The sequence below is a fragment of the Bordetella sp. genome (genome assembly GCF_057362025.1).
This window is the reverse complement of sequence record NZ_JBMQQZ010000089.1, coordinates 1-26,454: the sequence shown is the minus strand read 5'-3', so window position 1 is coordinate 26,454 and position 26,454 is coordinate 1. Positions and strand designations below refer to the sequence as shown.

21 protein-coding genes, 1 rRNA gene and 1 other RNA gene are annotated in these 26,454 nt (G+C 65.6%); 20 read left to right on the top strand and 3 right to left on the bottom strand.

From position 1 onward, the window contains the following. Position 1 precedes the first annotated feature (1 nt). A 5S ribosomal RNA gene (gene rrf / locus ACO1P8_RS19595) occupies positions 2–114 on the top strand. Positions 115–288: 174 nt separating this feature from the next. Further along, the gene (locus ACO1P8_RS19590; RefSeq protein WP_486297553.1) at positions 289–657 is read left to right on the top strand and encodes a DUF4870 family protein; all 369 of its coding nucleotides are present in this window, start codon (positions 289–291) and stop codon (positions 655–657) included. A gap of 262 nt (positions 658–919) precedes the next feature. On the opposite strand, the gene ACO1P8_RS19585 is transcribed toward ACO1P8_RS19590, so the two are convergent. Beyond that, the gene (locus tag ACO1P8_RS19585; RefSeq protein ID WP_066639945.1) at positions 920–1,198 is read right to left on the bottom strand and encodes an SWIB/MDM2 domain-containing protein; all 279 of its coding nucleotides are present in this window, start codon (positions 1,196–1,198) and stop codon (positions 920–922) included. A 144-nt stretch (positions 1,199–1,342) separates the two neighbouring features. Between ACO1P8_RS19585 and ACO1P8_RS19580 the strand changes: the two genes are divergently transcribed. Further along, complete coding sequence (locus tag ACO1P8_RS19580; RefSeq protein ID WP_486297552.1) at positions 1,343–2,536, top strand: M20 aminoacylase family protein; 1,194 nt, start codon at positions 1,343–1,345, stop codon at positions 2,534–2,536. A 68-nt stretch (positions 2,537–2,604) separates the two neighbouring features. Further along, on the top strand, positions 2,605–3,669 hold the full coding sequence (pyrC, locus tag ACO1P8_RS19575; RefSeq protein ID WP_486297551.1) for a dihydroorotase: 1,065 nt from the start codon (positions 2,605–2,607) through the stop codon (positions 3,667–3,669). Positions 3,670–3,691: 22 nt separating this feature from the next. Here the strand turns inward: pyrC and ACO1P8_RS19570 are convergent, their stop codons facing one another. Then, the gene (locus tag ACO1P8_RS19570) at positions 3,692–5,503 is read right to left on the bottom strand and encodes an ATP-binding cassette domain-containing protein (protein ID WP_486297550.1); all 1,812 of its coding nucleotides are present in this window, start codon (positions 5,501–5,503) and stop codon (positions 3,692–3,694) included. Positions 5,504–5,653: 150 nt separating this feature from the next. Beyond that, positions 5,654–6,988: a cytochrome-c peroxidase gene (locus tag ACO1P8_RS19565; protein WP_486297549.1), complete on the bottom strand. Its 1,335-nt coding sequence runs from the start codon at positions 6,986–6,988 to the stop codon at positions 5,654–5,656. Between the two features lie 203 nt (positions 6,989–7,191). Here ACO1P8_RS19565 and acpA point away from each other — a divergent pair, with 203 nt between their 5' ends. The 16 genes from acpA to ACO1P8_RS19485 all read left to right on the top strand — a co-directional run. Then, positions 7,192–8,898, top strand: coding sequence for an acid phosphatase (acpA, locus tag ACO1P8_RS19560; RefSeq protein ID WP_486297548.1), 1,707 nt, complete (start codon positions 7,192–7,194; stop codon positions 8,896–8,898). Between the two features lie 158 nt (positions 8,899–9,056). Beyond that, positions 9,057–9,469: RNase P RNA component class A (gene rnpB, locus ACO1P8_RS19555), an RNA gene on the top strand. Between the two features lie 240 nt (positions 9,470–9,709). Then, entirely contained in the window at positions 9,710–10,138 is a 429-nt protein-coding gene (gene mraZ, locus ACO1P8_RS19550) for a division/cell wall cluster transcriptional repressor MraZ (protein WP_066639927.1), read from the top strand. Positions 10,139–10,145: 7 nt separating this feature from the next. Next, entirely contained in the window at positions 10,146–11,225 is a 1,080-nt protein-coding gene (gene rsmH / locus ACO1P8_RS19545; RefSeq protein WP_486297547.1) for a 16S rRNA (cytosine(1402)-N(4))-methyltransferase RsmH, read from the top strand. Further along, positions 11,225–11,509, top strand: coding sequence for a cell division protein FtsL (ftsL, locus tag ACO1P8_RS19540; protein WP_094843570.1), 285 nt, complete (start codon positions 11,225–11,227; stop codon positions 11,507–11,509). Before rsmH ends, ftsL begins: the two co-directional genes overlap by 1 nt. Beyond that, positions 11,506–13,236: a peptidoglycan D,D-transpeptidase FtsI family protein gene (locus tag ACO1P8_RS19535; RefSeq protein ID WP_486297546.1), complete on the top strand. Its 1,731-nt coding sequence runs from the start codon at positions 11,506–11,508 to the stop codon at positions 13,234–13,236. Before ftsL ends, ACO1P8_RS19535 begins: the two co-directional genes overlap by 4 nt. Continuing rightward, positions 13,233–16,082: a bifunctional UDP-N-acetylmuramoyl-L-alanyl-D-glutamate--2,6-diaminopimelate ligase MurE/UDP-N-acetylmuramoyl-tripeptide--D-alanyl-D-alanine ligase MurF gene (murF, locus tag ACO1P8_RS19530; RefSeq protein WP_486297545.1), complete on the top strand. Its 2,850-nt coding sequence runs from the start codon at positions 13,233–13,235 to the stop codon at positions 16,080–16,082. The genes ACO1P8_RS19535 and murF overlap by 4 nt, the downstream gene beginning before the upstream one ends. Further along, complete coding sequence (gene mraY / locus ACO1P8_RS19525; protein WP_486297544.1) at positions 16,072–17,241, top strand: phospho-N-acetylmuramoyl-pentapeptide-transferase; 1,170 nt, start codon at positions 16,072–16,074, stop codon at positions 17,239–17,241. Before murF ends, mraY begins: the two co-directional genes overlap by 11 nt. Next, positions 17,238–18,782, top strand: coding sequence for a UDP-N-acetylmuramoyl-L-alanine--D-glutamate ligase (gene murD, locus ACO1P8_RS19520; RefSeq protein WP_486297543.1), 1,545 nt, complete (start codon positions 17,238–17,240; stop codon positions 18,780–18,782). Before mraY ends, murD begins: the two co-directional genes overlap by 4 nt. Positions 18,783–18,858: 76 nt before the next feature. Further along, positions 18,859–20,052: a putative lipid II flippase FtsW gene (gene ftsW, locus ACO1P8_RS19515; protein ID WP_486297542.1), complete on the top strand. Its 1,194-nt coding sequence runs from the start codon at positions 18,859–18,861 to the stop codon at positions 20,050–20,052. Beyond that, entirely contained in the window at positions 20,049–21,170 is a 1,122-nt protein-coding gene (gene murG / locus ACO1P8_RS19510) for an undecaprenyldiphospho-muramoylpentapeptide beta-N-acetylglucosaminyltransferase (protein WP_486297541.1), read from the top strand. Before ftsW ends, murG begins: the two co-directional genes overlap by 4 nt. Further along, positions 21,167–22,660 (top strand): UDP-N-acetylmuramate--L-alanine ligase, encoded by a 1,494-nt coding sequence (murC, locus tag ACO1P8_RS19505; protein WP_486297540.1) that lies wholly within the window; start codon positions 21,167–21,169, stop codon positions 22,658–22,660. Before murG ends, murC begins: the two co-directional genes overlap by 4 nt. Before the next feature lie 23 nt (positions 22,661–22,683). Beyond that, positions 22,684–23,685: a D-alanine--D-alanine ligase gene (locus tag ACO1P8_RS19500; RefSeq protein ID WP_486297555.1), complete on the top strand. Its 1,002-nt coding sequence runs from the start codon at positions 22,684–22,686 to the stop codon at positions 23,683–23,685. An 11-nt stretch (positions 23,686–23,696) separates the two neighbouring features. Continuing rightward, positions 23,697–24,518 (top strand): cell division protein FtsQ/DivIB, encoded by an 822-nt coding sequence (locus tag ACO1P8_RS19495; RefSeq protein WP_486297539.1) that lies wholly within the window; start codon positions 23,697–23,699, stop codon positions 24,516–24,518. Between the two features lie 4 nt (positions 24,519–24,522). Continuing rightward, the gene (gene ftsA, locus ACO1P8_RS19490) at positions 24,523–25,749 is read left to right on the top strand and encodes a cell division protein FtsA (protein WP_066654970.1); all 1,227 of its coding nucleotides are present in this window, start codon (positions 24,523–24,525) and stop codon (positions 25,747–25,749) included. 173 nt (positions 25,750–25,922) lie between these two features. Next, on the top strand, positions 25,923–26,454 hold a 532-nt coding region (locus ACO1P8_RS19485; protein WP_486297554.1), incomplete at its 3' end, for a cell division protein FtsZ.

The window sequence follows — 26,454 nt, the reverse complement described above, 5'->3', positions numbered from 1 at the left end:
GCCTGACGACCATAGCAAGGTGGTACCACTCCTTCCCATCCCGAACAGGACAGTGAAACGCCTTCGCGCCGATGATAGTGGACGGACGTCTGTGAAAGTAGGTCATCGTCAGGCTCTTATCCCCAAAACCCCGCTGGATACTCCAGCGGGGTTTTGCTTTTGCGGCTTGCTTCACTTCTTCCAATACGTCCGCAAATAACAACGTTCAACGCCACGGGTTTCCCGTTTGGCCGAAGCGGTGGATGTTGTGCGGTAACATGTTCGAGTCAACCAGAAGGAGCGGTTATCGTGAGTGAGCCCCAGATCCCTATTAGCGGCAGTAGTCCAGACCTGCGCACCATTACGCATGTCGCGTATGGCCTGTTCGCCCTGGGTTTCGTGACTGGCGGCTTCCTTCCCTTCGGGACGCTTGCGGCCGTCGTCTTGGTATATGTCAAGCGGGCGGATGCGGCCGGCACGTACTACGCATCGCATTTCGACTGGCTGTTGCGCACGTTCTGGTGGTCCCTGCTGTGGCTTGCCATCAGTGCCATTGCGACGTTGATTTTTATCGGTTGGGTGGGTGTCGCGGCCACCGTAGTGTGGGTGCTTTATCGTCTAATCAAAGGGTGGCTCGCCTTGATGGAAGGGCGCGCACCTACCCCGACGTATGCGTGATGCAATGCCTTGGCTGGGTTGAAAACTGCGCCGCGCCATACTGATGAAAACCCAAAAAAAACGGCTGGCATTTCTGCCAGCCGTTTTTTTTATGCGGTCCCGAGCGGCTATCAATACCGCTTTGGAGGTCGGTTGCGCGCGCTCCCTGGCACGGCGCCTGCTGATACGAAACGCGTCGCGGCGCTATCGTTTGCCGGGGTTCGCTAGACGGAATCCGCTGACGCAGCAACCCGGTCTGAGTGGGCTTGCGAGATAGAGAGCTTTACTTGAGGTGCGCGTTGACCAGCTTGGTCAACTCGAACATCGAAACCTGGTCCTTGCCAAACAGCGGACGCAGTTTGTCATCTGCGTTGATATTGCGCTTATTGCTGGCATCTTGCAGGTTGTGCTTCTTGATGTATTCCCAGATCTTTTTCGTGACCTCGGTGCGGGGCACCGCCTCGGGACCGATGACCGCAGCCAGATCCGCGCTCGGGGTGAGCGGCTTCATGAAAGCAGCATTCGGCTTGCGGGCGGACGCGGTTTTGGAGGGTGTGGCCATAATGCGGCTCTCCTTCTCAGTGTTGGAAAATTGATCCTGCGGCCGGAGCATAACGTGTCTGCGCTCTAAAGACAAAGGCATTTATCGTCTGTAGCAACTAAAATTACCCACTGATCTCAGCAACTTTGTAATCCGTGACGGACTATGTATCCGCGTTCAGCGCTCGAATCGATTCGCTTATTCCATGATGAACTAACGGCATTGCGGCGCGACTTGCACGCACATCCCGAACTTGGTTTCGAGGAAGTCCGTACGTCGGGCATCGTGGCCGGTTCGCTGGAGGCGCTGGGCATCGAGGTGCACCGCGGCATTGGCAAGACCGGCGTGGTTGGCGTGATCCGTGGTCGCGGCACCGATAGCGGCCGCATGATCGGCCTGCGGGCCGATATGGATGCGTTGCCGATGACGGAAGATAATTCCTTCGGCCACAAGTCCACCAAGGCCGGTCTGATGCATGGCTGCGGGCACGACGGCCACACGGCCGTACTGCTGGGCGCGGCCCGGTATCTGGTCCAGACACGCAATTTCGATGGCACCGCGGTCCTGATCTTTCAGCCCGCGGAAGAAGGCCGCGGCGGTGCCAAGGCAATGATGGAAGATGGCTTATTCGACACCTTCCCTTGTGATGCCATCTACGCGCTGCACAACTGGCCCGGCCTGCCACCGGGGACGATAGGCATCAATCCAGGTCCCATGATGGCGGCGGCCGACCGCTTCGAAATCGTCATTAACGGGCGTGGCGGTCATGGCGCCCATCCGTACCAGACCATCGATCCCGTGGTGGTTGCGGGTCACTTGATTACGGCGCTGCAGAGTATCGTCGCGCGGAATATCAACCCGCTCGATTCCGCTGTGGTCTCCGTAGGGTCGCTGCAGGCGGGGCACCCAGGCGCCATGAGCGTGATTCCACGCGAGGCCCGGATGGTGGGCACGGTGCGGACCTTTCGCAAGACCGTCCAGGAACTGGTCGAACGGCGGATGAGCGAGTTGGCCATGTCCATCGCGGGGGCATTCGGCGCAACGGCGGAGGTCAAGTACGAGCGTATCTATCCGGCCACACTCAATACGCCGCAGCACGCCAACCTGGTGGCGGACATCGCGACCGAGATGGTGGGCAAGGAGAATGTCGTCCGCGACCTCGTGCCCTCTATGGGCTCGGAGGACTTCTCTTTCATGCTGCAATCGCGTCCGGGCGCATACTTCCGCCTCGGCCAGGGCGGCGCCGAATCGGGCTGCACGCTGCACAATAGTCACTTCGATTTCAACGATGCGGTGATTCCGCTTGGCGCGGCGATGTTCTGCGCCCTGGCCGAGCGGGGCATGCCCCTGTCGGAATAGCGGCGGGCACGATTTCCGGCGGCCGCCGCCGCGATCGCGCAACGCGCGTCATCTATATTGGAAATTCCATGTCTACACAGTCCTTCGATACCATGGTCATCACGCGGCCGGATGATTGGCACCTGCATCTGCGCGACGGCGATGCGCTGGCTGCGGTGGTGGCCGATACTGCGCGGCAGTTCGCGCGCGCCATCATCATGCCCAACCTGAAGCCGCCCGTGACGACCACGGCGCAGGCGCTGGCCTATCGTGAGCGCATCGAAGCCGCGCTGGGCCGCGCCGGCGTCGCGCCCGGTTCCTTCACGCCGCTGATGACGCTGTACCTGACCGACAATACCTCCGCCGAGGAAATCCGCCGCGCGAGCGAATCGGGCGTGGTCCATGCGGTCAAGCTTTATCCGGCCGGTGCGACGACGAATTCGGACGCCGGCGTGACCGATCTCCTGGGCAAGTGCCGGCCCGCGCTCGATGCGCTCGAAAAGTGCGGAATGCCCTTGTTGGTCCACGGCGAGGTGACCGACCCCGCGGTCGATGTATTCGATCGCGAAGCCCTGTTCATCGAGCGCGTCATGCGGCCTTTGCGGCAGGCGTATCCCGCGTTGAAGGTGGTGTTCGAGCACATCACGACCAAGGACGGCGCGGAATACGTGCGCGACGCGGAAGGCCCGGTGGCGGCAACCATCACGCCGCAGCATCTGCTGTACAACCGCAATTCCTTGTTCCAGGGCGGCATGCGTCCGCATATGTATTGCCTGCCTATTCTCAAGCGCGAGGTGCATCGGCAGGCGCTGGTCGCCGCCGCCACCAGCGGCAGCAAGCGCTTCTTCCTGGGTACGGATAGCGCGCCGCATGCGCGCGGCCTGAAGGAGCACGCCTGCGGGTGCGCGGGCTGCTACACCGCGCTGCACGCCATGGCGCTATACGCCAAGGCCTTCGAGATGGCCGGCGCGCTGGACAAGCTGGAGGGCTTCGCCAGCCACTACGGCCCGGACTTCTACGGCTTGCCGCGCAATAGCGGGACCTTGACCCTCAAGCGCCAGGAATACCTCATCCCCGATGAAGTGCCGTATGGCGCCACGACGCTGGTGCCCCTGGCTGCCGGCGAGTCTCTGGCGTGGCGAGTGCAGAGTTAGGAGGCAGCGACGCGCCGTCGATTCAGGATGCGGCGGCGCGGCGAGCTTCCAGTTGTTCCCAGCGCGCGAATTTCTCTTCCAATGCGCGTTCCAGCTCCGCCAATTTTTCGTTGATGCGGCCGACCTCGTCCGCTGCATCGCGGTAGAGCGAACCGTCGGCCAGCCGGGCCGACAAGGCGGCCTGTTCGGCCTCGATCGCGGCGATGGCATCCGGCAGGCCTTCCAATTCCTTGGTTTCCCACGCGCTCAGGCGGCTGGTCTTGGCGTTTCTCGGCTTGGCCGGGGACACGGTCTTGTCCGCCGGTGCGGTACGCGCGGATGCTTCGGGCCTCGCGGGCGCGGGCCGCTGGGCGAGCCAGTCGTCATAGCCGCCGACGTAGTCGTGCCAGATGCCGGGAGCGTCGTTGGCAATCACCTGCGTCACGACGTTATTGAGGAATTCGCGATCGTGGCTCACCAGCAGCACCGTACCGGTGTATTCCTGCAACAGCGATTCGAGCAGTTCCAGGGTCTCGATGTCCAGGTCGTTGGTGGGCTCGTCCAGCACCAATACGTTGGCGGGCCGCGCGAACAGGCGTGCAAGCAGCAGGCGCGCGCGTTCCCCGCCCGACAGGCTGCTGACCGGCGAACCGGCGCGCGCGGGCGAAAACAGGAAGTCGCCGAGATAGCTCATGACGTGCTTGCGGGTGCCGCCGATCTCTACCCATTCGCTGCCGGGGCTGATGACATCGGCCAGGGTATCCGTCTCGTTCAGCTGCGCGCGCATCTGGTCGAAGTAAGCGACCGATACGTTCGTCCCCATGCGGACAGTGCCGGCGTCAGGCTCCAGCACCCCCAGCATGATGCGCAGCAGCGTGGTCTTGCCCGCGCCGTTGGCGCCGATGATACCGATGCGATCGCCGCGCAGAAGCGTGGTGGAGTAGTCGTCCACGACGACACGGTCACCGAACGCTTTGCGTACGTGCTGCAACTCCGCGACCAGCTTACCCGAGCGCTGGCCCTCCGCGATGGCCAGGCTGACGTTTCCCTGCCGTTCCCGCCGGGCGGCGCGTTCGACGCGTAGCTGCTCCAGCCGCCGCACGCGGCCTTCGTTGCGGGTGCGGCGTGCTTCCACACCCTTGCGGATCCAGACTTCCTCCTGGGCCAACAGCTTATCGAAGCGGGCTTGTTCCAGGCGTTCGGATTCCAGCCACTGCGCCTTGCGTTCCTGCCATTGCGAGAAATTGCCTGGAAAACTGAGCAGGCGCCCGCGATCCAGTTCGACGATGCGTGTGGCGATGTTGTCCAGGAAGCGGCGGTCGTGGGTAATGATGACCGCGCTGCCTTTCCACTCGCCCAGCATCTGTTCCAGCCATGCGATCCCGTCGAAGTCCAGATGATTGGTCGGCTCGTCCAGCAGGAGCAGATCCGGCTCGCCAGCCAGCGCGCGCGCCAGCGCGACACGCTTGCGCGTCCCGCCGGACAGGCCCGCGACGAGCGCATCCGCCGGCAGGTTCAGGCGCTCCAGCAGGGAACGCACGCGTGACGGACGTTGCCAGTCTTCGGTATCGTCGATAGGACCGCAGACCGTATCGAACACGGTCGCGGCCTCGTCCAGGACGGGCTCTTGCTCTACCGTGGCGACCTTCAAGCCCGCCGCGCGCGAGATATCGCCGTCGTCGGGGTCGGTGCGGCCATCCAGCAGCCGCAGCATGGAGGACTTGCCGGCGCCATTGCGTCCGATCAGGCCGATGCGTTCCCCGGCCTGGATGGAGAAATCGGCGCTGTCCAGCAAGGGGTGGTGTCCATAGGCAAGGTGGACGCCGGTGAAAGTGATCAGGGTGGCAGGGGCCATGTGGCGACAGCGATTCAGGTAAAGACCGATATTGTCGCAGGAAGGCGGCCGCGCCGCCCCGGGACCGCTACGCCGCTCTCCGGCTTGCGGAAGAGTTGGGGCCGCTACCGTCCGGATCTGCCGGGGATCGTTTCGCGGCGGCCCCGGAGGTCAATGACGATCCGCTGGCCGGCCCGCGGGATCGAAGTAGCCATCCGTTAACGTACCCAGGAAAGCCACCACATCGTCGATCTCCTGTGGTGTCAGGGCCGGCTTGCCCCCGGGCTTGCCGCCGAAGGGCGGATCCGTATTGACATTGTCGCGGTAGGCGGCCGGCAGGTCGTCGAATTTGTCCACCGTGCCGTCGGCGCGGCGCGGATACCAGCGTTCGGGCTGTACGTCTCGCGTCGCATAGAACTCCACGACCTCGTGCAGGGTGTGGAACACACCGTTATGGAAGAACACCTTGCGAGTCGCGACATTGCGCAGCGTGGGCGAGCGGAACAGGCCGCAGTACTCGGGATGGTCGCTCAGGTCTTTGCGGTATGGTCCGCACAAGCCCAGATCGAAATAGGCGGGATCGGCGTTGGCCGCGATGGCGGGATTGCGCGGAACGCCCAACGCGATGTGGCCGTAGTCATTGAAGATGGGCAATGTGCCGGGGACACTGAAGCGGTGGCAACTGGCGCAGTTGCCCTTGTCTTCGGCCGCGAAAAGACGCAGGCCGTTCGCTTCCTGTTCGGTGAATGCGGCGCGTCCCATTGCCACCGCGTCGTACTTGCTGCTGTAAGGGAAGAACAGCGCCGGGGTGTCCTGGTAATACGCCAGCGCCTGGGAAATGGCCGCGAAGGCCTTATCCGTATCGTCGAAAACCTGGCTGCCGTACAGGCGCCGCAAGATGTCTGCGTACGGTGCTGCCCGTACGCGGGCGACGACGGCGGCCGGATCCCTGTTGCCCATCTCGCGCGGATCGAGCAGCGGGATGCGGGCTTGGGCGTCCGCGCGGTTCACGCGCCCATCCCAGGTCAAGCCGCCGGTGGGTCCCGCGTCGGTGCTGTTGTCGCCTTCTTCCTCGCTATCGACGAAGTGCTCGTTGAAGGGCGGCACCCGCTGCAAATACATCAGCGATGGCGCCGCACGCACGCCGGTCCTGGTCATCCCGGCGCCGCCAGGCTGCACCGACAGGTCGTTCGGCGGCCCGAAGTGGTTTTGCGGGCTGTGGCAACTGGCGCAGGATTGCCGTCCCGATGCGGACAGGCGCGGATCCATGAACATGACCTGCCCCAATGACGCCAGAGCGGCGGCCCGTTGGCGCGCGTACGCGCGGTCGTAGGTAACAGGGGGCGGCGGATAGTAAGTGCCGTCGGATGTCGCGCCACCGGCGCGCGCAGGGCCGCTCGCCTCCGCGGTCGCCGCGTGGATACCGATGGCGCCTATCGCCAACAGCAGCGTCACCAGCGCGGCGAAAAGATGTGTGGACGTAAGGGTGGCGCGGACTCGGAACATGAGGGCTCGGGATGCTGGACGGACAAACTGCGGCGAGCCTAGCAGCGCAATATTTCAGCGGCGGGAATCCGGCCTGAACGGCCACTGAATCGGTGTCGGGGCGATTCAGTTCCAGGTCAGCGAATCTTCATGAGTTTCACATGCTGGTGACCGACTATGGCGGCACTTTCCTCATGCCATTACTCAAAAGGAATCTGCCGGGTATGAAGCCGACTCTTCGCACGATGTGCGTTTCATCGATGCGGCCGCTCGCCGCGATCGCGGTCCTCGGGTCGCTGGCTGCCTGTGGCGGCGACGGGACCACCACGCCATCGGATATCAGGGCACGCGCCGAAGACCGCGCCGTGGACAACATCCAGAACGTCGTGGTCATCTACGCTGAAAACCGCAGTTTCGATAACCTGTACAGCGACTTTCCCGGGGTGGACAGCCCGCTGGCGACGGCGACATACGCGCCGCAGGTGGATCGCGACGGCAAGACTGTGCTGCCTGCGCTGCCGCCGGTCTGGGCCGGCCTGACGAACGCGAAGGCGCAGTTCGCCACCACGGTGCCCGTGGTCACCACATCGCAGACCCAGGGCATGGCCAACAAGCCGTTCTCGATCAACGACACCTACCCCGGCGTGGACCTGAAAGCCGTCAACGCCGATCTGTGGCACAACTTCTATCAGAATCAGATGCAGATCGACGGCGGCAAGAACGACCAGTTCGTCGCCTGGGCTGATAGCGCGGGGGGCCTCGTCATGGGGCACTTCACGGGCAATTCCGGCACGCTGCCGTTGTGGAAGGTCGCGCAGAAGTACACCATGGCGGACCATTTTTTCATGGGTGCCTTCGGTGGCTCGTTCCTGAACCATCAATACCTGATCGCCGCCGCGCCGCCGGTCGTGCCCATTACCGACACCAACAAGAGCAAGGTGGCCGCGCTTTCCGACGGCCCGCAGGGTTCGCACCTGGCGGTGAACCCCGCCGCGCCTGGCGCGGATTCCGCGTTGAGCGGCCCGGCCACGTCGATTTTTGTCACCAGCAGCGCCACGCTCACGCCGGACGGCTACGCCATCAATACCATGCAGCCGCCGTACCAGCCCAGCGGCAACAAGCCGGCGCCGAACGCGCAGGGTGTCACGGCCGGCCTGCTGGCGGACCCGGCGAACGCCACGACGGTGCCGCCGCAAACCCAGGCCAACATCGGCGACTATCTGAGCCAGAAAGGTGTCGAATGGGCTTGGTATGGCGGGGGCTGGGGCTTCCAGGCCGCGCGTTCGACGAATCCCTCCGGCTGGGCCGGTTCCGATTACACGGGCACTGCGCTGCAAGGCGATGGCCAGCCTTTCGTCAACTTCCAGTTCCATCATCAGCCCTTCAATTACTTCAAGCGCTTCGACCCCACCACGCCGGATGGCGTGGCCCAGCGCAATGAACATCTGAAGGATGCCGGCGTCAATGGCGAGAACTTCATCGCCGATATCCGCGCCGGCAAGCTGCCGCCCGTCTCGTTCTACAAACCCGTCGGTAACTTGAACGAACACAACGGCTACGCCGATGTGCTGCGCGGCGACCAGGCCATCGCCGACATCGTTGCCGAACTGGAAAAGAGCCCGCAGTGGGGCCATATGCTGGTCGTCATCACCTACGACGAGAACGGCGGCTTGTGGGACCATATCGCGCCCCCCAAGGGCGATCGCTTCGGGCCGGGATCGCGCGTTCCCACCATTGTCGTGGGCCCGACCGTGCGCAAGGGCTATGTCGACCACACGATGCTCGATACGACGTCCATTCTCCGCTTCATCACGCGGCGCTGGTCCTTGCCGGAGCTGCCGGGCATCACCACGCGTCGCAATGCGTTGAAGCAGAACACGGGTGTGGATCAGGGTGACCTGAGCGAAGCGCTGGACGCCACGCTGACCTGAGCCGGCCCTGGGCCGCGGCGCCCCGCCATTCCCGTTTTTCGTGGCGGCCCTGCCGGGCGCGGGACCGCGCCGGCGGGGCGTGGGCCTGTTCCGGCCCGTCCGGGCCTGTTCCGGCCCCGTCCGGGCCTTGCCGCGCCAGTAGTCTAAAATGTACGGGCAAGACGGGTCGGGCAATCGCGGTGCGCATGCATCGAGGAAGGTCCGGACTCCACAGGGCGCGGTAGCGGCTAACGGCCGTCCGGGCGCGCGGCGGGCAACCGCCACGTGCTCGAGGAATAGGGCCACAGAGACGAGTCTGCGAAGCGGGCGCGGTTTTCAACCGCGCACAGGCACGGCGACTTCCGTGTCGCGCGCTCCGGCAACGGGGCGCGGCGTCGCAGGGTGAAACGCGGCAACCTCTACCGGGAGCAACATCAAATAGGCATGCGTCTCGGTCTTCGGACCGGAAAGGGCGGCCCGTCCGAGCATGCGGGTAGATGGCTAGACCCGGCCAGTAATGGTCGGGCCAGATGAATGATTGCCCGCCGGGATCCCCGGCGTACAGAATCCGGCCTACAGATCCGTCTTGCTTCCCCCGCAGGGGCAGAATGCGTCACGCCCGGAACCCTCCCTCCTCGCCAGGCTCAGGTAGGACTTTTAGATCGTTTTGCAACCCCCTGATTTATCAGGGGGTTTTTATTTTGTGTTTTCAACGGTGATGTCTAAGTCCTTGTTGTGATTGAAAAAATTGTGTCCGGTTGCTTGACCGCGGGTTGCCCTTCCCGTAGAGTGGGAAAAAGTAGGTTTTTGTGCAATTAAGTGGGAGGAATGGGTGTTCCAGGGAAGCAGCGCGCTCACGCTGGATGCAAAGGGTCGGATCTCCATCCCGACCCGGCATCGTGACGCCCTGGTCGCTCAGGCGGAGGGTCGGCTGACGCTGACCCGCCATCCGGACGGTTGCCTGCTGCTCTACCCGCGGCAGGAGTGGGAAAAGAAGCGCGAAGTCATTGCCGCGCTCCCCATGTCCGCCCGGGCCTTGCAGCGGCTGCTGCTGGGCAACGCCCAGGATGTCGAGCTGGACGGGTCCGGCCGCATCCTGATCGCCCCTGAACTACGCAATGCCGCAGGAATGACGCGCGAAGTGATGTTGCTGGGCATGGGCGCGCACTTCGAGCTGTGGGATGCCGCTTCCCTGGCCCGCCGCGAGGCGGAGGATCTGGCTCAGGGAATGCCGGAAGTGCTGAATCAGTTTTCGTTCTGAAACCGACATGAAACTCGAACATCGGCCCGTGCTGTTGGTGCCGACGGTGGATGCCTTGTTGTTGCCGAATTTCGGCAGCCGCAGAGCCGCCGGCCGCAGCGGGGACGATGAGGTCGACGCCAGGCGTCGGCTGGATGGCGTCTACGTCGACGGGACGTTCGGCCGCGGAGGCCACTCCAGCGCGCTGCTGTCGCGGTTGTCGCCCAAGGCGCGGCTGGTGGTGTTCGACAAGGATCCGAGCGCCATCGAGGTGGCGCGGCAAATGGCCGACGCCGATCCCCGTGTATCGGTGGTGCACGGCGGCTTTGCCACGATGCGCGAGGCGTTGCGGGATCTGGGTGTGGATAAGGTGGACGGCGTCATGCTGGACCTGGGGGTGTCATCGCCCCAGATCGACGACGCCGGGCGGGGGTTTTCTTTCATGCGCGAAGGCCCGCTGGATATGCGCATGGATACGACACGCGGCCCGACGGCCGCGGAATGGCTGGCCGACGCCAGCGTGGACGAGATGCGGGAGGTCATAGCGGAATATGGCGAAGAACGGTTTGCTTTTCAGATTGCAAAAACGATTGCAGCTCGCCGCGCAACAAGGCCGCTGCACACCACGCTCGAGCTTGCCGAGCTCGTCGCAAGCGCCGTCCGCACGCGCGAAAAGGGGCAGCATCCGGCCACGCGCACCTTTCAAGCTTTACGGATTTACCTCAATCGGGAGCTCGAAGAACTCGCACGCGCCCTCGCGTCAGCTCTAGATCTGCTCGCGCCGAAGGGGAGGTTGGCGGTGATCAGTTTCCATTCGCTCGAAGACCGCATGGTGAAGCAATTCATCGCCGCGGCCGCCAGGCCTGCGGCCGCGCATTCCCGCATGCCATTGCGCGAGAGCGAAATGCCGCAGCCTTTGCTGCGTTCCCTGGGGCGTGTGCTGGCCGAACCCGACGAGGTCGCGGCCAATGCGCGCTCGCGGTCGGCCATCCTGCGGGTCGCTGAGCGGACCGATGTGCCGGTGGCCGCGGCCGGCGCCGCGGCTTTCGTCGGCGTCGACCCGCTGTCCGCGGCGCGCGCCCGTCGCGCAGGCAAGGGGAAGCGCTGATGGGCCGTCTTAGCCTGCTCCTGGCAGCGGTGCTGATGTCCTGCGCCATTTCCCTGGTGACCAGCCGCTATCAGGCGCGCCAGTTGTTCGTCGACCTGGACCGCTCGCAGGCGCAGGCGCGCGACCTGGACAATGACTGGCGGCGCCTGCAGCTGGACCGTGCGGAACTGGCGCGCAATGCACGCGTCGATCGTGCCGCGCGCGAAGACCTGAAGATGATACCCATCGTGCCCGATCGCACGATCTATCTGAACCAGGCTCCGGTGGCGGGAGGCGCGCAATGAAGCGGCTGCCCTTCTTCAATAGCCCTGTCCTGCGCGGCCAGCTGCCCGCGTGGCGTTCGCGCCTGGTATTGATCCTTCTTTTCGCGGGTTTCGGCACTTTGGCTGCGCGCGCGCTTTTCCTGCAGGGCATTACCACCGATTTCCTGCAGCAGCAGGGGGAACGGCGCTACGAGCGCACGCTGACGCTTGCCGCCACGCGCGGGAAAATCCTGGACCGGAATAATGTCGTGCTGGCCTCGAGCGTACCGGCGCGGGCCATCTGGGCGATCCCGGACGACGCACGGGCGGCGCCCCCGCAACAGCTGGCGGCGTTGGGCAAACTGCTGGACATGCCGGTAGCGGACCTGAACAAGCGCCTGGCCGACGAGGACAAAAACTTCGTTTACCTGAAGCGCCAGGTGCCGATGGAGATCGCCGACAAGGTCAAGCAGCTGGCGGTTCCGGGTATCCACCAGCAACCGGAGACGCGGCGCTATTACCCCGAAGGCGAGGTCATGGCGCACGTGGTCGGTTTCACCAACATCGAGGACCAGGGGCAGGAAGGCGTCGAGCTGGCGTTCAACAAGCAATTGTCCGGCCGTCCCGGCACGCGCCGCGTGATCAAGGATCGCCTCGGCCGTGTCATCGAAGACGTGCAGGCCGTTACCGAGCCGGTCAACGGCAAGGACTTGCGCCTGTCCATCGACACCCGGGTGCAGTATGTGGTGTTCAAGGCGCTCAGCGATGCGATCGCGCTGCACCACGCGCGGGGCGCGGCGGCCGTGGTACTGGATGCGCACACGGGCGAAGTCCTCAGCATGGCCAGCCTGCCTACCTACAATCCCGCCGACCGCAGCTCGCTCGATACGGACGCGCTGCGCAACCAGGCCATCACCGATACGTTCGAGCCCGGCTCGATCATGAAGCCGTTCACGGCCGCGCTGGCGCTGGACCTCGGACGTATTACCACGTCGACCATGTTCGACACGGGCAACGGGCATCTCCGCTATCAGGGCTCGACGATCAGCGATGTCAGCCGCAATGGCACCATCAACGTGGCGGATGTGCTGCGCCGTTCCAGCAATATCGGCATGACCCTGATATCGGAGAGGCTGGAGCCCCGCGAGATGTGGGACCGCTTCACCGAACTGGGGTTCGGCCAGGCGCCGCAACTGGGCTTCCCGGGTGCCGCGCCCGGACGCCTGCGGCCGTGGGAACGGTGGCGCCTGATCGAAAAGGCCACCATGGCCTATGGCTATGGCCTGTCCGTGTCGTTGTTGCAGATGGCGCGCGCCTATACGGTATTCGCCCGCGACGGCGATATGGTGTCGCTGACGCTGGTCAAGCGCGATAGCGAGCCCACCAGTGTCAAGGTCTATCCGCCGAAGATCGCGGCGTTGATCCGCAGCTTCCTGGAGGCTGCGGCCGGGCCGGACGGGGCCAAGCGGGCCCAGGTGCAGGGCTACCGCGTGGCGGGCAAGAGCGGCACGGCGCGCAAGATCGTCGACGGTAAGTACAGCACCAGCCGATACCGGAGCTCCTTCGTGGGGTTCGCGCCGGTATCCGATCCGCGTATCGTCGTGGCGGTCACCATCGACGAGCCGCAGACCGGCGGCTACTATGGCGGCGCGGTGGCCGCGCCGGTGTTCTCGACGATTGTCGGTGGCAGCCTGCGGCTCATGAACGTCCAGCCGGATGCTCCATTCGAGTCCACCGTGGTGGCAGGCTTGCAGGAGCCGGGGAGATGAACGCCACGAGCCTGGATTTGCCCGTCACGACGCCGTCCGATGCGGACGGCGTCGTAGCATGGTTGCGTGCGCATGCGGCGGCCGGAGCCGATTTGCGCCTGGACTCGCGCGAAGTCGCCGCGGGCGACGTCTTTGTCGCCTGCCGTGGGCGCGCCAGCGACGGCAGTCTATATATACAGCAGGCAGTGGCGCGCGGCGCCTCGGCGATTCTCGTCGAAGGGCCGCGCGCCCCGCAGTCCGAGGCACTCGCCTCGAATGTCCCGCTGCGGGTGGTCGACGGACTGCGCGGCATGCTGGGCGCGCTGGCGGATAGCTGGTACGACCGGCCTTCCGCGGCCCTGGCCGTGATCGCCATCACCGGTACCAATGGCAAGACGTCATCCGTGCAGTGGCTGGCGCGCGCGCTGACGCACGCGGGCAAGCCCTGCGGTGCTATCGGCACGCTGGGCGCAACCCTGCCTGACGGTCAGGCCGTTCCAGGCAGCCTGACCACGCCCGACGTACTTGCCGTGCACCGCCTGATGGCACAGATGCGGCGGGCCGGGGCGCAGGTGGTCGCGATGGAGGCGTCATCCATCGGCATCGAGCAGGGACGCATGGATGGGCTGCGTATCGACATCGCCGCCTTTACCAACCTGAGCCGGGATCATCTGGATTACCACGGCTCAATGGCTTCGTACGAAGCCGCGAAAGCGCGTTTGTTCGCCTGGCCGGGGCTGAGCAAGGCAGTCATCAACGCCGACGACGAAGCCGGGCGGCGCCTTATTGGGTCATTGCCCGCCGAGCGGGTTACGACCTACGGCATCCACACCGCCGCCGATGTGCGCGCGCGCGACCTGGGAGTGACCGGCCAGGGCCAGATTTTCACGCTGTCCTCCTCGCGGGGCGAAGCCCAGATCATGACCCCGCTGCTGGGGCAGCACAACGTCGCGAACCTGCTGCTGGTTGCGGGTGTGCTGCAGGCACTGGGCTGGCCGTTGTCCGATATCGCCCGCGAACTGGCTGCCGCCACGCCGGTCGCTGGACGGATGGAAGTCGTGACGCCGGTGGACGCGCCGCAGGCCGCGGGCACGCCGGCGGGCCCCATGGTCGTGGTCGACTATTCGCACACGCCGGACGCCTTGGAACGCGCCCTGGCGGCGTTGCGCCCGGTGGCGCAGGCGCGCGGCGGCAGGCTGCTGTGCCTGTTTGGCTGCGGCGGCGATCGCGATGCCGGCAAGCGTCCGGTCATGGGCGCTATCGCGGCGCAGGGTGCGGACCATATCGTGCTCAGCAGTGACAATCCGCGCAGCGAGGATCCCGCCGCGATCCTGGCGCAGATTCGCGCGGGGATAGGCGACGGCGCGTCTCTGACGGTAGAGCCCGACCGCGCCCGCGCCATCATGGGCACGATCTGGGCCGCGCGCCTGGAAGACGTCGTGCTCCTGGCCGGAAAGGGGCACGAGACCTACCAGGAGATCGCCGGCGTCAAGCTCCCTTTCGACGATCGGGAATGGGCGCGGCTGGCGCTCTTGCTGCCTGTCGTGTCGGCCGTTTCATCCGATACCCGCACGATAGGCGCGGGGCAGCTCTTTCTTGCGCTGGCGGGCGAGCGCTTCGACGGGCATGACTACCTGGCGCAGGCACAGGCGCAGGGGGCCGTGGCGGCGATCGTCGCACACCGCGTGGAAGGCGCGCGGATCCCGCAACTGGTGCTGGGCGATACGCGGGAGGCGCTCGGACGCGTCGGCGCCGCCTGGCGCGCGCGGTTCTCCATCCCGGTCATCGCGGTGGCGGGCAGCAACGGCAAGACCACCACGAAGGAGATGATCTCCGCCATCCTCGCGGATTGGCTCGGCGCGGAGCAACGCCTGGCCAGCGCGGGCAACTTCAATAACGAAATCGGCCTGCCCTTGATGCTGCTGCGCCTGCGCGCGCATCACCAGGCAGCGGTCTTCGAATTGGGTATGAACCATCCCGGCGAGATCGCGCGGTTGGCCGCCATGGCCGCGCCCACGATCGCCCTGGTCAACAATGCGCAGCGGGAGCATCAGGAATTCATGCATTCCGTGCAGGCGGTGGCCGAGGAAAACGGTGCCGTTCTGGCGGCCCTGCCGCAGGACGGCTATGCGGTCTATCCCGGCGACGAGCCCTATACGGCGACCTGGGACGCCATGAGCGCGACGCCGCGCGTGCTGCGTTTCGGCCTGCAGGCCGGACTGGACGTGTACCCGGAGCAGCTCCAGGCCGATGCGCTCGGCAGCCGGTGCCAATTGGTCACACCTGCTGGCACAGCGATGCTGGAGCTACCGGTCCCGGGCATGCACAATCTGCGCAACGCATTGGCGGCCACCGCATGCGCGCTGGCCGCGGGTGCTCCGCTGGCCTCCGCCTGCAGGGCGCTGGCCGCCTTCAGCCCAGTGTCGGGCCGGATGCAGCGGCACCGATTGAGTGACGGAACATTGCTGGTCGATGACACCTACAATGCCAATCCGGACTCTGTCAGGGCGGCCATCGATGTGCTCTCGCAACTGCCCGCGCCGCGTGCGCTGGTATTGGGGGACATGGGCGAAGTGGGCGCCAACGGCCCGGCGATGCATCGCGAAGTCGGCGAATACGCGCGAGAGCGCGGCATCGATCTCTTCCTTAGCCTGGGAAAAGCCGCCGCCGATGCCGCCGCGGCCTTCGGACCCGGCGCAAGGGCTTGCGAGAGTGTGGAAGAAATTGTGACGGCGCTGCGCGGCCAACGCGCACGCGCCGTATTGGTGAAGGGTTCGCGCTTTATGCGCATGGAGCGGGTAGTGAAGGTGCTGGTGAGTAACGATGGACATGCGCCCCTGGGGCAGGGAGAACAGCATGCTGCTTGAGATCGCTCGCTGGCTTTCCGACGACATCCGCACCTTCGGTGTTTTCGAGTACATCACCCTGCGCGCCGTCTTCGCCTGCGCCACGGCGCTGCTGATCGGCCTGTTCTTCGGTCCCCGCGTCATTCGCAAGTTGACCGAGCTGAAGATCGGCCAGGCCGTGCGCGCTTATGGCCCGCAGACGCATCTGGTGAAGACCGGCACGCCGACCATGGGCGGCGCCCTGATCCTGATCTCCATCGGAATCAGCACGCTGCTATGGGCGGACTGGAGCAACCGTTTCGTCTGGGTCGTATTGCTGGTGACCTTCGGGTTCGGCCTGATCGGGTGGATGGACGACTATCGCAAGGTGGTGCACCGCGACCCGGAAGGCATGCCGGCGCGGCAGAAGTTTTTCTGGCAGGCACTGATCGGACTGGTGGCGGCCGTCTATTTGGCGTTCGCGGTTTCCGCGCCGGCCAATACCGAGCTCTGGCCCCTGTTCCGCAACTGGGTGGTCAGTGGCTTTACGATGCCGCTGCCGACGCGCGCGGACCTGATCGTGCCCTTTTTCAAGACCGTCAGCTATCCCTTGGGCGTACTCGGCTTCGTCGCGTTGACGTGGTTCGTGATCGTGGGTACCAGCAACGCGGTCAACCTGACCGATGGTCTCGATGGCCTGGCCATCATGCCGACGGTCATGGTGGGCGGGGCGCTGGGCATCTTCGCCTACGTGATCGGCCGCGCGGATTATTCCAAGTACCTGTTGTTTCCGTATGTCCCCGGGGCGGCGGAATTATTGGTGCTGTGCGCGGCGCTGGCCGGGGCAGGCCTGGCTTTCCTATGGTTCAACGCCTATCCGGCGCAAGTCTTCATGGGCGACGTGGGCGCGCTGGCGCTGGGCGGCGCACTGGGCACCGTGGCGGTCATCGCACGGCAGGAGATCGTGCTGTTCATCATGGGTGGGGTGTTCGTCGTGGAGACCCTGTCGGTCATGGTGCAGGTCAGCTGGTTCAAGTACACGAAGCGCAGGTATGGCGAAGGGCGGCGGATATTCCGCATGGCGCCGCTGCATCATCACTTCGAAGTCAGCGGCTGGAAAGAAACGCAGGTCGTCGTGCGGTTCTGGATCATCAGCATGATGCTGGTTTTGATTGGCCTTTCAACGTTGAAATTGCGATGAGCGAAGCGGAATTTCCCGTCTCGGATACCCCTCGCGTCCTGATCCTGGGGCTGGGCGAGACCGGTATCGCCGCGGCGCGCTGGTGCGCGCGCAGCGGCGCTCGCCTGCGCATCGCCGATACCCGCGAAGCACCGGGCGGCCTGGCGCAGCTGCGTGCCATGTTCGACGGGATGCCCGCGCAGGAACAGCCGGATTATCGATTGGGCTGCGACAGCTTCGACCTGGCGCTGCTGGACGGTGTTTCGCAGGTCGTTATCAGCCCGGGCCTGGCGCCGGGCCAGCCGCCCGCGCAAGCCTTGCTGCTCGAGGCTGAAAAGCGGGGCGTGGAGGTCGTCGGCGAAATCGAGCTGTTCGCGCGCGCACTGGCCATGCTGGCGGAAAGCCGCGACTACCGGCCCCGCCTCGTCGCCGTGACCGGGACCAACGGCAAGACAACGGTGACCGCGTTGACCCGCAGCATGATCGACGCCGCCGGCATGACCGTGCGCGCGGCAGGCAACATAGGCCCGGCCGCACTGACCGCCTTGATGGACGCGCTGGACAACAATGCGCTGCCGCAAGCCTGGGTGCTGGAGCTGTCCAGCTTTCAATTGCATACGACGCACAGCCTGGCGGCCGACGCGGCCGTCGTGTTGAATGTCACGCAGGATCACCTGGACTGGCATGGCGATATGCAGGCTTATGCGCAGGCCAAGGGACGCCTGTTGACGATGGCGCGTATTGCCGTCGTCAATCGCGACGATCCGCTCACGGTCGGCATGGTGGAGGCCCTGGGTCACCGGCGCGTGCGCAGCTTCGGTCGCGACCAGCCGGCGCTGGTCGGCGACCTGGGATTGGAGCAGGGCCCGGGCGTGGCCTGGTTGACCGCCTGCGAAGCCAACGATTTCGATATCCCCATGGCTACGCCGGCGCGGCGCAAGAAAGATGCTCCGCCGCCTCCGCGGCCGGCCGGCCGCGTGTCCCGGCTGATGCCGGTGGACGCGCTTCACATACGAGGGATACACAATGCGACCAACACGCTCGCGGCCCTGGCCCTGGGCCGTGCGCTGGAGATCGGCTGGGGTCCCATGCTGCGCGCGGCGCGGGAGTATGCCGGGGAACCCAACCGCGTGGAGTTCGTTCGCCGTATCGCCGATGTCGATTTCATCAACGACAGCAAGGGTACCAATGTCGGAGCGACGGTTGCCGCGCTCGAAGGGCTGGGACAGCCCGTGGTCCTGATTGCCGGCGGCCTGGGCAAGGGACAGGATTTTTCGCCTCTGGTGGCCCCCGTTGCGCGGCATGCGCGCGCGCTGGTCCTGATCGGCCAGGACGGCCCGGAGATCGGCAAGGCATTGGCGGCGGCCGGCGTCGCCAGCGTGCAGGCGTCCGACATGCGCGACGCCGTGCGCCAGGCCATGACGCTGGCGCAGCCCGGCGATGCCGTCCTGCTGTCGCCGGCGTGCGCCAGCATGGATATGTTCCGCAACTATGTGCATCGCGGCCAGGTTTTCGCGCAGGAAGCGCAGGACCTCGCCCTGGATCGGGGGGAAGTGGCATGAGCGTTTACGCACTGGCCGCCGCATGGCACACGGCTTCCCCCGCGGACCGGGCGGGCAATGACGGGAGGACACGTCCGTGAGCCTGTTCGCCGACCTGACGGGTAGCGTCAATGCCGTGCGTCCCGGCCGCACGCGCATGCGTAGTTTCGACATGCCCCTGGTGATCGCCGCCGGCACCCTGTTGTCGCTGGGCCTGCTGATGGTGTATTCGGCATCCATCGCGCTGGCCGACGGGCCGCGCTACGCCGCCTACGGGCAATACTATTTCGTCCTGAGGCACGCGGCGTTCGTCACGGTGGGCCTGGTGGCAGCGGCATGCGCCATCACCCTGCCGATCCGCGTCTGGCAGCGGCTGGCCGTGCCTGTGTTCGTGCTCGCGCTGTTCCTGCTGGTCATCGTCCTGGTGCCCGGTATCGGCCGGGAGGTCAACGGTTCGCACCGCTGGATCCCGCTGGGCCCGATCAACTTCCAGCCTTCCGAACTGATGAAGGTCGCCGCGCTGCTGTATGCGGCGGACTATACGGTCCGCAAGCAGGAACACATGCAGAACTTCGCGCGCGGCTTCCTGCCCATGGCTTTCGCGCTGGGCGGTGTCGGCATGTTCCTGTTGCTGGAGCCCGATCTCGGCGCTTTCATGGTGATCGTGGCGATCGCCATCGGCATCCTTTTCCTGGGTGGCATCAACGGCAAGTACTTCAGCAGCCTGCTGGGCGTACTGCTGGGGACTTTCCTGCTGCTGATCTGGGCATCGCCGTGGCGGCGTGCCCGGTTGTTCGCTTATCTGGATCCCTGGAACCAGGACAATGCCTACGGCAGCGCCTACCAACTGTCGCACTCCCTGATCGCGCTGGGCCGGGGGGAATGGTTTGGCGTCGGCCTGGGGGCCAGCATCGAAAAGCTGCATTACCTGCCGGAAGCGCACACCGACTTCCTGATGGCAGTGGTCGGCGAGGAGCTCGGTTTCGCCGGCGTGATGCTGGTTATTTCGCTGTTCGCCATTATCGTGCTGCGCGGCTTCGAGATCGGCCGCCAGGCCATCGCCATGGAGCGCACGTTCGCCGGCATGCTGGCGCAGGGCGTGGCGATCTGGTTCGGTGTCCAGGCTTTCATCAATATGGGCGTATGCCTGGGCCTGCTGCCGACCAAGGGCCTGACCCTGCCGCTGATGAGTTACGGCGGTTCGGGCGTCGTCATGAACCTGATCGCCCTGGCCATGCTGATACGCGTCGATCTCGAAAACCGGACGATGATGCGCGGGGGGCGGGTATGAGCGCCTTGCGACAGACGGGCACTCTATCCAGGACCGCGCTGATCATGGCGGGCGGCACGGGCGGGCACATCATGCCCGGCCTGGCCGTGGCAGCCGTGCTGCGCGAACGCGGCTGGCGCATTCTCTGGCTGGGCAATCCGGACAAGATGGAGGGCCGCCTCGTGCCGGCGCAGGGTATCGAAATGGCCGAACTGCGCTTCCAGGGCTTGCGCGGACGTGGCGTACCGGCGTTGCTGCAATTGCCTTTCCGCCTGTTCGCGGCCACGCGCCAGGCGTGGCGGCATATGTCCGGCGCGCATCCGGACGTGGTGTTGGGCATGGGCGGTTACGTCGCCTTTCCGGGCGGCCTGGCGGCGGCGCTGCGGCGTGTGCCTCTGGTCGTGCACGAGCAGAATGCCGTGGCGGGGACCGCCAATCGCACCCTGGCACGCCTGGCGCGCCGGGTCCTGACCGGTTTTCCGGGCGTGCTGCCGCGCGGCGAAATGGTGGGCAACCCCGTGCGCCGCGAGGTGTGTGTCCTGGCCGCGCCCGAACAGCGCTACGCCGGCCGCTCCGGCGCCTTGAATGTACTTGTCGTGGGCGGCAGCCTGGGTGCGCAGGCCCTGAATACCGTCGTGCCGCAGGCGCTGGCGCTGCTGCCGGAGAACGCCCGCCCGCGCGTCACGCACCAGGCCGGTGAACAGCATATCGATGCCCTGCGCGCCGGCTATGCGGCCGCCGGGGTGCGCGCGGATTGCCGGGCCTTCATCGAGGACATGGCGGGCGCGCTGGCGGCGGCCGACGTGGTGATCTGCCGCGCGGGCGCGATGACGGTTGCGGAAATCGCCGCGGCGGGCGTGGCGGCGCTGTTCGTGCCTTTCCCGCATGCCATCGACGATCACCAGACCGCGAACGCGCGCTACCTGAGCGATGCCGGCGCCGCCTGGCTGCGCCAGCAAACTGAATTGACACCGCAATGGCTGGCGGACTGGTTGACGCAGCGCAGCCGCGACGAGCTCCTGGCCGTCGCCGCCCGCGCGCGTACCCGCGCCATGCCGGATGCGGCCCGCCACATCGCCGATGCCTGCGAAGCCGTCGCAGTCCGTCGTGTGGGCGGCGAAGTGAAGCAAGCATCATGAAACATCGCATCCAACATATCCATTTCGTCGGGATCGGCGGGTCCGGGATGAGCGGCATCGCCGAGGTGCTGCTGAACCTGGGCTATCGCGTCAGCGGTTCCGACCTGCACGATTCCGCGGTCACCCGGCGGCTGTCAGGTCTGGGCATGTCCATCGTCGTCGGCCATACGGCCATGAATATCGCGGGCGCCGACGCGATCGTGACGTCGACCGCCGTGGCGGGGGACAATCCCGAAGTCATCGCCGCGCGCGCCGCCCGCATTCCTGTCGTGCCGCGCGCCATCATGCTGGCCGAGCTCATGCGCTTGAAGCGCGGCATTGCGATCGCCGGCACGCACGGAAAAACCACTACCACCAGCCTGGTGGCCAGCGTCCTGGCGGCCGGCGGGCTCGATCCCACTTTCGTGATCGGCGGCCGGCTGAACTCGGCCGGCGCGAACGCGCGGCTGGGCCAGGGCGAGTACATCGTGGTCGAGGCCGACGAATCCGACGCTTCGTTCCTGAATCTGCTGCCGGTCATGGCCATCGTGACCAATATCGACGCCGACCATATGGATACCTATGGCCACGACGTCGCCCGGCTCAAGAGCGCTTTCATCGAGTTCACGCAAAAGTTGCCTTTCTACGGCAGCGCGGTGCTGTGCAGCGACGATGCCAATGTGCGCGAGATCATGCCTTTCGTATCGCGTCCCGTGACAACGTACGGACTGAACGGCGATGCCCAGGTGGCGGGCCGCAATGTGCGCGCCGAGGGCACGCGCATGTGCTTCGATGTGGTGCGGCGCGACCGCGATATCGAGTTGCCGCCGTTGTCCGTGTGCCTGAACCTGCCGGGTTTGCACAACGTGCGCAACGCCCTGGCTGCCATCGCCGTGGCGTCCGAACTGGGCGTGCCCGACGAGTCCATCTGCAATGCGCTGGAATCCTTCCATGGCGTGAACCGGCGCTTTACGCATATCGGCGATTTCGCCGTGCCTTCGCAACACGGCGGCGGCCGGTTCACCGTCATCGACGATTACGGCCACCATCCCGTCGAAATGGCGGCGACGCTGGCCGCGGCCCGTGGCGCTTGGCCCGATCGCCGTATCGTCCTGGCATTCCAGCCGCACCGCTACACGCGCACGCGCGACTGTTTCGAGGACTTCGTACGTGTGCTGGGTACGGCCGACGCCGTGCTGCTGACTGAAGTCTATGCGGCCGGCGAGGCTCCGCTGGTGGCCGCCGACGGCCGTGCCTTGGCGCGGGCGCTGCGCGTGGCCGGCAAGATCGAACCGGTGTTCGTCGAAGATGTCGCGGAGCTTCCCCAAGCGGCGCTGGACTTCGTGCGCAACGGCGACGTGGTGATCGTCATGGGCGCCGGCTCCATCAGCAAAGTACCCGCGCAGATCGGCGAAATCGCCGGCCCGACGGCCGCGCAGCGGCCCGAAGGCGGGCCGTCCGCCTCTTTCATGGACCACGAGTCGCACGGCGGCCGGAGGGTAGTGCAATGAGCCCATCCCATTTCGACGAGGCCATGCGCGCGGAAAGCCTGAGCCGGGCGCGCGCGGCTGCGCAGTCGGGCCCGGACGGCCGCGGACTGGGCCGGGTGGGCGTGCTGTATGGCGGCCGCTCCGCGGAACGCGAGGTATCGCTGATGTCCGGCGCGGGTGTGCACGAAGCGCTGTGCAGCGTGGGCGTGGACGCGCACCTTTTCGACACGGGCACGCACAGCTTCGCCGAGCTGGAAGCGGCGCGCTTCGATCGCGTGTTCATCGCGCTGCACGGCCGCTACGGCGAGGACGGCACCATCCAGGGCGCCCTGGAGCTTCTGGGCATTCCCTATACGGGGAGCGGTCCGGCGGCCTCGGCCATCGCCATGGATAAGATCATGACCAAGCGCATCTGGCTGCAGCACGGCCTGCCGACCCCGGATTTCGCGATCCTGGACGAGCACACCGAGCTGCGCCGCGTCCCGGACACCCTGGGACTGCCGCTGATCATCAAGCCGCCGCACGAAGGTTCGACCGTGGGCATCACCAAGGTGCGCGGCTATTCCGATATGAAGGAGGCCTACGCCGAGGCGGCCCGCTTCGACAGCGAAGTGCTGGCCGAGCAGTTCATCGCCGGTCGCGAGCTGACGGTCGCCCTGCTGGGCGCCGGCCCGACCGCGCGCGCGCTGCCGGTCATCGAAATCGCGGCGCCCGAAGGCAACTACGACTACGAGCACAAGTATTTCTCCGACGACACGCAGTACTTCTGCCCGGCGGACTTGCCGGATGCCCTGGCGCGCGAAGTCCAGCGGGTCTGCGTCGATGCTTACCGGGCGCTGGGATGCGAGGGCTGGGGGCGCGCCGACCTGATCCTCGACGGGGAAGGGCGCATCTGGCTGCTGGAAATGAATACATCGCCAGGCATGACAAGCCATTCGCTGGTGCCGAAGGCGGCGCAGGCGGTGGGCATGTCCTACCCTGAACTCTGTGTGGCCATCCTGTCCGAGGCGGCGTGCAAAGTGCGCAGCCCGGCTCGCAATACCTGACTGGACTATCCGTGTGGAACGACGCTCGCACCACCAACCTGATCGCCAACACGCTGGCCGTGCTGGCGGTGCTTGCCATGCTGGCGGCGGGAGTGGTGTGGCTGGCCAAGCGGCCGTATTTCGATCTGACCGCCATCGAGCTGGAAGCAGCACCTGGATCGCAGCTGCATTACGTCTCGCCCGTCAGCATGCGGACTGCCATTGCGGGTGGATTGAAGGGCAATTTCTTCACCATGAACCTGGATCAGGCGCGCGAGCTGTTCGAGTCCGCGCCCTGGGTGCGCCATGCCGCGATACGGCGCATCTGGCCCAATGTCCTGCGCGTACGGATCGAAGAGCAGCAGCCGCTGGCGCTCTGGAACGAGAACCAGATGATCAACACATGGGGGGAATCGTTTACCGCCAACACGGGCGAGCTGGACGACGAATCCGCGTTGCCGCACTTCTATGGTCCGGAAGGCAGCGAAAGCCTGGTGGTGCAGCGCTATGCCGAGCTGGCGCGATGGTTCGCGCCGCTGGAAATGCGCGTCCAGGACCTGGAGCTGAGCCCGCGCTATGCGTGGCGCGTGACGCTGTCCACCGGCCTGAAGCTCGACCTGGGACGCGATCCGGGCGCCGACGCGCCGGATCCCAACGGGCCACCGGGGGCGCTGCCGTTCGCCGCGCGCATCCAGCGCTTCGTGCAGGCGTGGCCCGCCCTGACGCAGAAACTGGAGGGCCGCCCCATATTGCAGGCCGATTTGCGCTACCCCAACGGGTTTGCCCTGGCCCTGGCCCCGCTGCCGGAAGCCGAATCGAAAACCAAACCGAAATCCAATCTAAAAAAGCGCTAACGCCATGACCCGTGACATCAAGGACTTAATCGTCGCCCTCGATATCGGAACCAGCAAGGTGGTGGCTGTCGTCGCCGAAATCCTGCCCGAAGGCCGGTTCGAGGTGCTGGGCCTGGGCCAGCATGAATCGCGCGGCATGCGCAAGGGCGTGGTCGTCAATATCGAAACCACGGTCAATTCCATCCAGCGCGCGCTCGAGGAAGCCGAGCTGATGGCCGATTGCAAGATCCGCGACGTGTATACGGGCATCGCCGGCAGCCATATCCGCAGCTTCAATTCGAGCGGCATGGTGGCGGTGAAAGACAAAGAAGTGACGGCCACCGACGTCGCGCGCGTCATCGAGACAGCCAAGGCGGTGAACATTCCGACCGACCAGCAGGTACTGCACGTGCTGACGCAGGAATTCATCGTCGACGGACAGGAAGATATCCGCGAACCCATCGGCATGAGCGGCTTGCGGCTGGAAGTGCGCGTGCATATCGTTACGGGGGCGGTGAGCGCGGCCCAGAATATCGTCAAGTGCGTGCGCCGTTGCGGGCTCGAAGTCCAGGACCTGATCCTGCAGCCGCTGGCCTCCAGCCTGGCCTGCCTGACGACGGACGAAAAGGAACTGGGCGTGGTGCTCGTCGACATCGGCGGCGGCACGACGGACGTCGCGATCTTCACCGGCGGAGCGATCCGGCACACGGCCGTGATTCCGATCGCCGGCGACCAGATCACCAACGATATCGCGGCCATGCTGCGCACGCCGACCCCGGATGCCGAGGAAATCAAGTTGCGCTATGGCGTGGCCAAGCAGGTGCTTGCCAGTCCTGACGAAACCGTCGAGGTGCCGGGACTGGGCGATCGTGGCCCGCGGCTGGTTAAGCGGCAGGCCTTGGGCGCCGTTATCGAACCGCGTATCGAAGAGCTTTTCACGCTGGTGCAGCAGGTTGTGCGGGATTCCGGGTACGAGGACTTGCTGGCTTCCGGCGTCGTCCTGACCGGGGGGTCGGCCCAATTGCCGGGAATGGTGGAACTTGCGGAGGATGTGTTCCTCAAACCCGTGCGAGTCGCGGTACCGGAGTACGAAGGCAGTCTCGCCGATGTGATGCGCAATCCGCGTTTCGCTACGGTCATGGGGCTGCTGCAGGAAGCGCGCATGCAGCGCATGCGCGGCCGCAAGGTCGCCGCGCAGACAGGCAACTTCAAGAGCCTGCTGGCGCGGATGAAGGAGTGGTTCATGAATTAAGCAGGAATCGCGCTGCCGGCGATTCCGGGGCGTGCCGAGCAAGCAGGCGGCGCGCTGGCGGAGACGCTTCAAACCCGTGGCGGACCGATGTGTCGGCGTCGGCTTTGAGGCGATTCACAAAGAAGGTAGTTGGGGAATTTCTTGTGATTTGCAATCAGACTTGAGGGAGTCGCATCATGAACTTTGAAATGCTCGAGAACAGCACCAAAGGGACCGTGATCAAGGTCGTTGGTGTCGGTGGCGCCGGTGGTAATGCCGTCGCTCATATGATCCGGAACGGCGTAAGCGGAGTCGATTTCATCTGCGCCAATACCGACGCGCAGGCTTTGGCCGCCACGAACGCGCCGGTGCAGATTCGTCTGGGCCGTACCGGCCTGGGCGCAGGCGCCAAGCCGGAGCAGGGACGCGCGTCGGCTGAAACCGCGCGCGAGGAAATCCGTGCCGCCCTGAACGGCGCGCACATGGTGTTCATCACCGCCGGCATGGGCGGCGGCACGGGTACCGGCGCCGGTCCCGTGGTGGCCGAGGTCGCCAAGGAGCTGGGCATCCTCACCGTCGGCGTGGTGACCAAGCCCTTCCACTTCGAAGGCCGTCACCGCATGCGCCTGGCCGACGCCGGCATCCAGGAGCTGCAGCGCTACGTCGACACCCTGATCGTCATCCCGAACCAGAACCTGTTCCGCGTCGCCAACGAGCGGACGACCT

What these genes read in the sequence shown, in the direction of transcription:
- mraY (WP_486297544.1), top strand. Translation starts at nt 16,072, where the DNA reads ATGCTGCTTGAGATCGCTCGCTGGCTTTCCGACGACATCCGCACCTTC.
- murD (WP_486297543.1), top strand. Translation starts at nt 17,238, where the DNA reads ATGAGCGAAGCGGAATTTCCCGTCTCGGATACCCCTCGCGTCCTGATC.
- ftsL (WP_094843570.1), top strand. Translation starts at nt 11,225, where the DNA reads ATGGGCCGTCTTAGCCTGCTCCTGGCAGCGGTGCTGATGTCCTGCGCC.
- pyrC (WP_486297551.1), top strand. Translation starts at nt 2,605, where the DNA reads ATGTCTACACAGTCCTTCGATACCATGGTCATCACGCGGCCGGATGAT.
- acpA (WP_486297548.1), top strand. Translation starts at nt 7,192, where the DNA reads ATGAAGCCGACTCTTCGCACGATGTGCGTTTCATCGATGCGGCCGCTC.
- ACO1P8_RS19535 (WP_486297546.1), top strand. Translation starts at nt 11,506, where the DNA reads ATGAAGCGGCTGCCCTTCTTCAATAGCCCTGTCCTGCGCGGCCAGCTG.
- murC (WP_486297540.1), top strand. Translation starts at nt 21,167, where the DNA reads ATGAAACATCGCATCCAACATATCCATTTCGTCGGGATCGGCGGGTCC.
- ACO1P8_RS19570 (WP_486297550.1), bottom strand. Translation starts at nt 5,503, where the DNA reads ATGGCCCCTGCCACCCTGATCACTTTCACCGGCGTCCACCTTGCCTAT.
- ACO1P8_RS19500 (WP_486297555.1), top strand. Translation starts at nt 22,684, where the DNA reads ATGCGCGCGGAAAGCCTGAGCCGGGCGCGCGCGGCTGCGCAGTCGGGC.
- murF (WP_486297545.1), top strand. Translation starts at nt 13,233, where the DNA reads ATGAACGCCACGAGCCTGGATTTGCCCGTCACGACGCCGTCCGATGCG.
- murG (WP_486297541.1), top strand. Translation starts at nt 20,049, where the DNA reads ATGAGCGCCTTGCGACAGACGGGCACTCTATCCAGGACCGCGCTGATC.
- ACO1P8_RS19565 (WP_486297549.1), bottom strand. Translation starts at nt 6,988, where the DNA reads ATGTTCCGAGTCCGCGCCACCCTTACGTCCACACATCTTTTCGCCGCG.
- rsmH (WP_486297547.1), top strand. Translation starts at nt 10,146, where the DNA reads ATGAAACTCGAACATCGGCCCGTGCTGTTGGTGCCGACGGTGGATGCC.
- ftsA (WP_066654970.1), top strand. Translation starts at nt 24,523, where the DNA reads ATGACCCGTGACATCAAGGACTTAATCGTCGCCCTCGATATCGGAACC.
- ACO1P8_RS19585 (WP_066639945.1), bottom strand. Translation starts at nt 1,198, where the DNA reads ATGGCCACACCCTCCAAAACCGCGTCCGCCCGCAAGCCGAATGCTGCT.
- ACO1P8_RS19580 (WP_486297552.1), top strand. Translation starts at nt 1,343, where the DNA reads ATGTATCCGCGTTCAGCGCTCGAATCGATTCGCTTATTCCATGATGAA.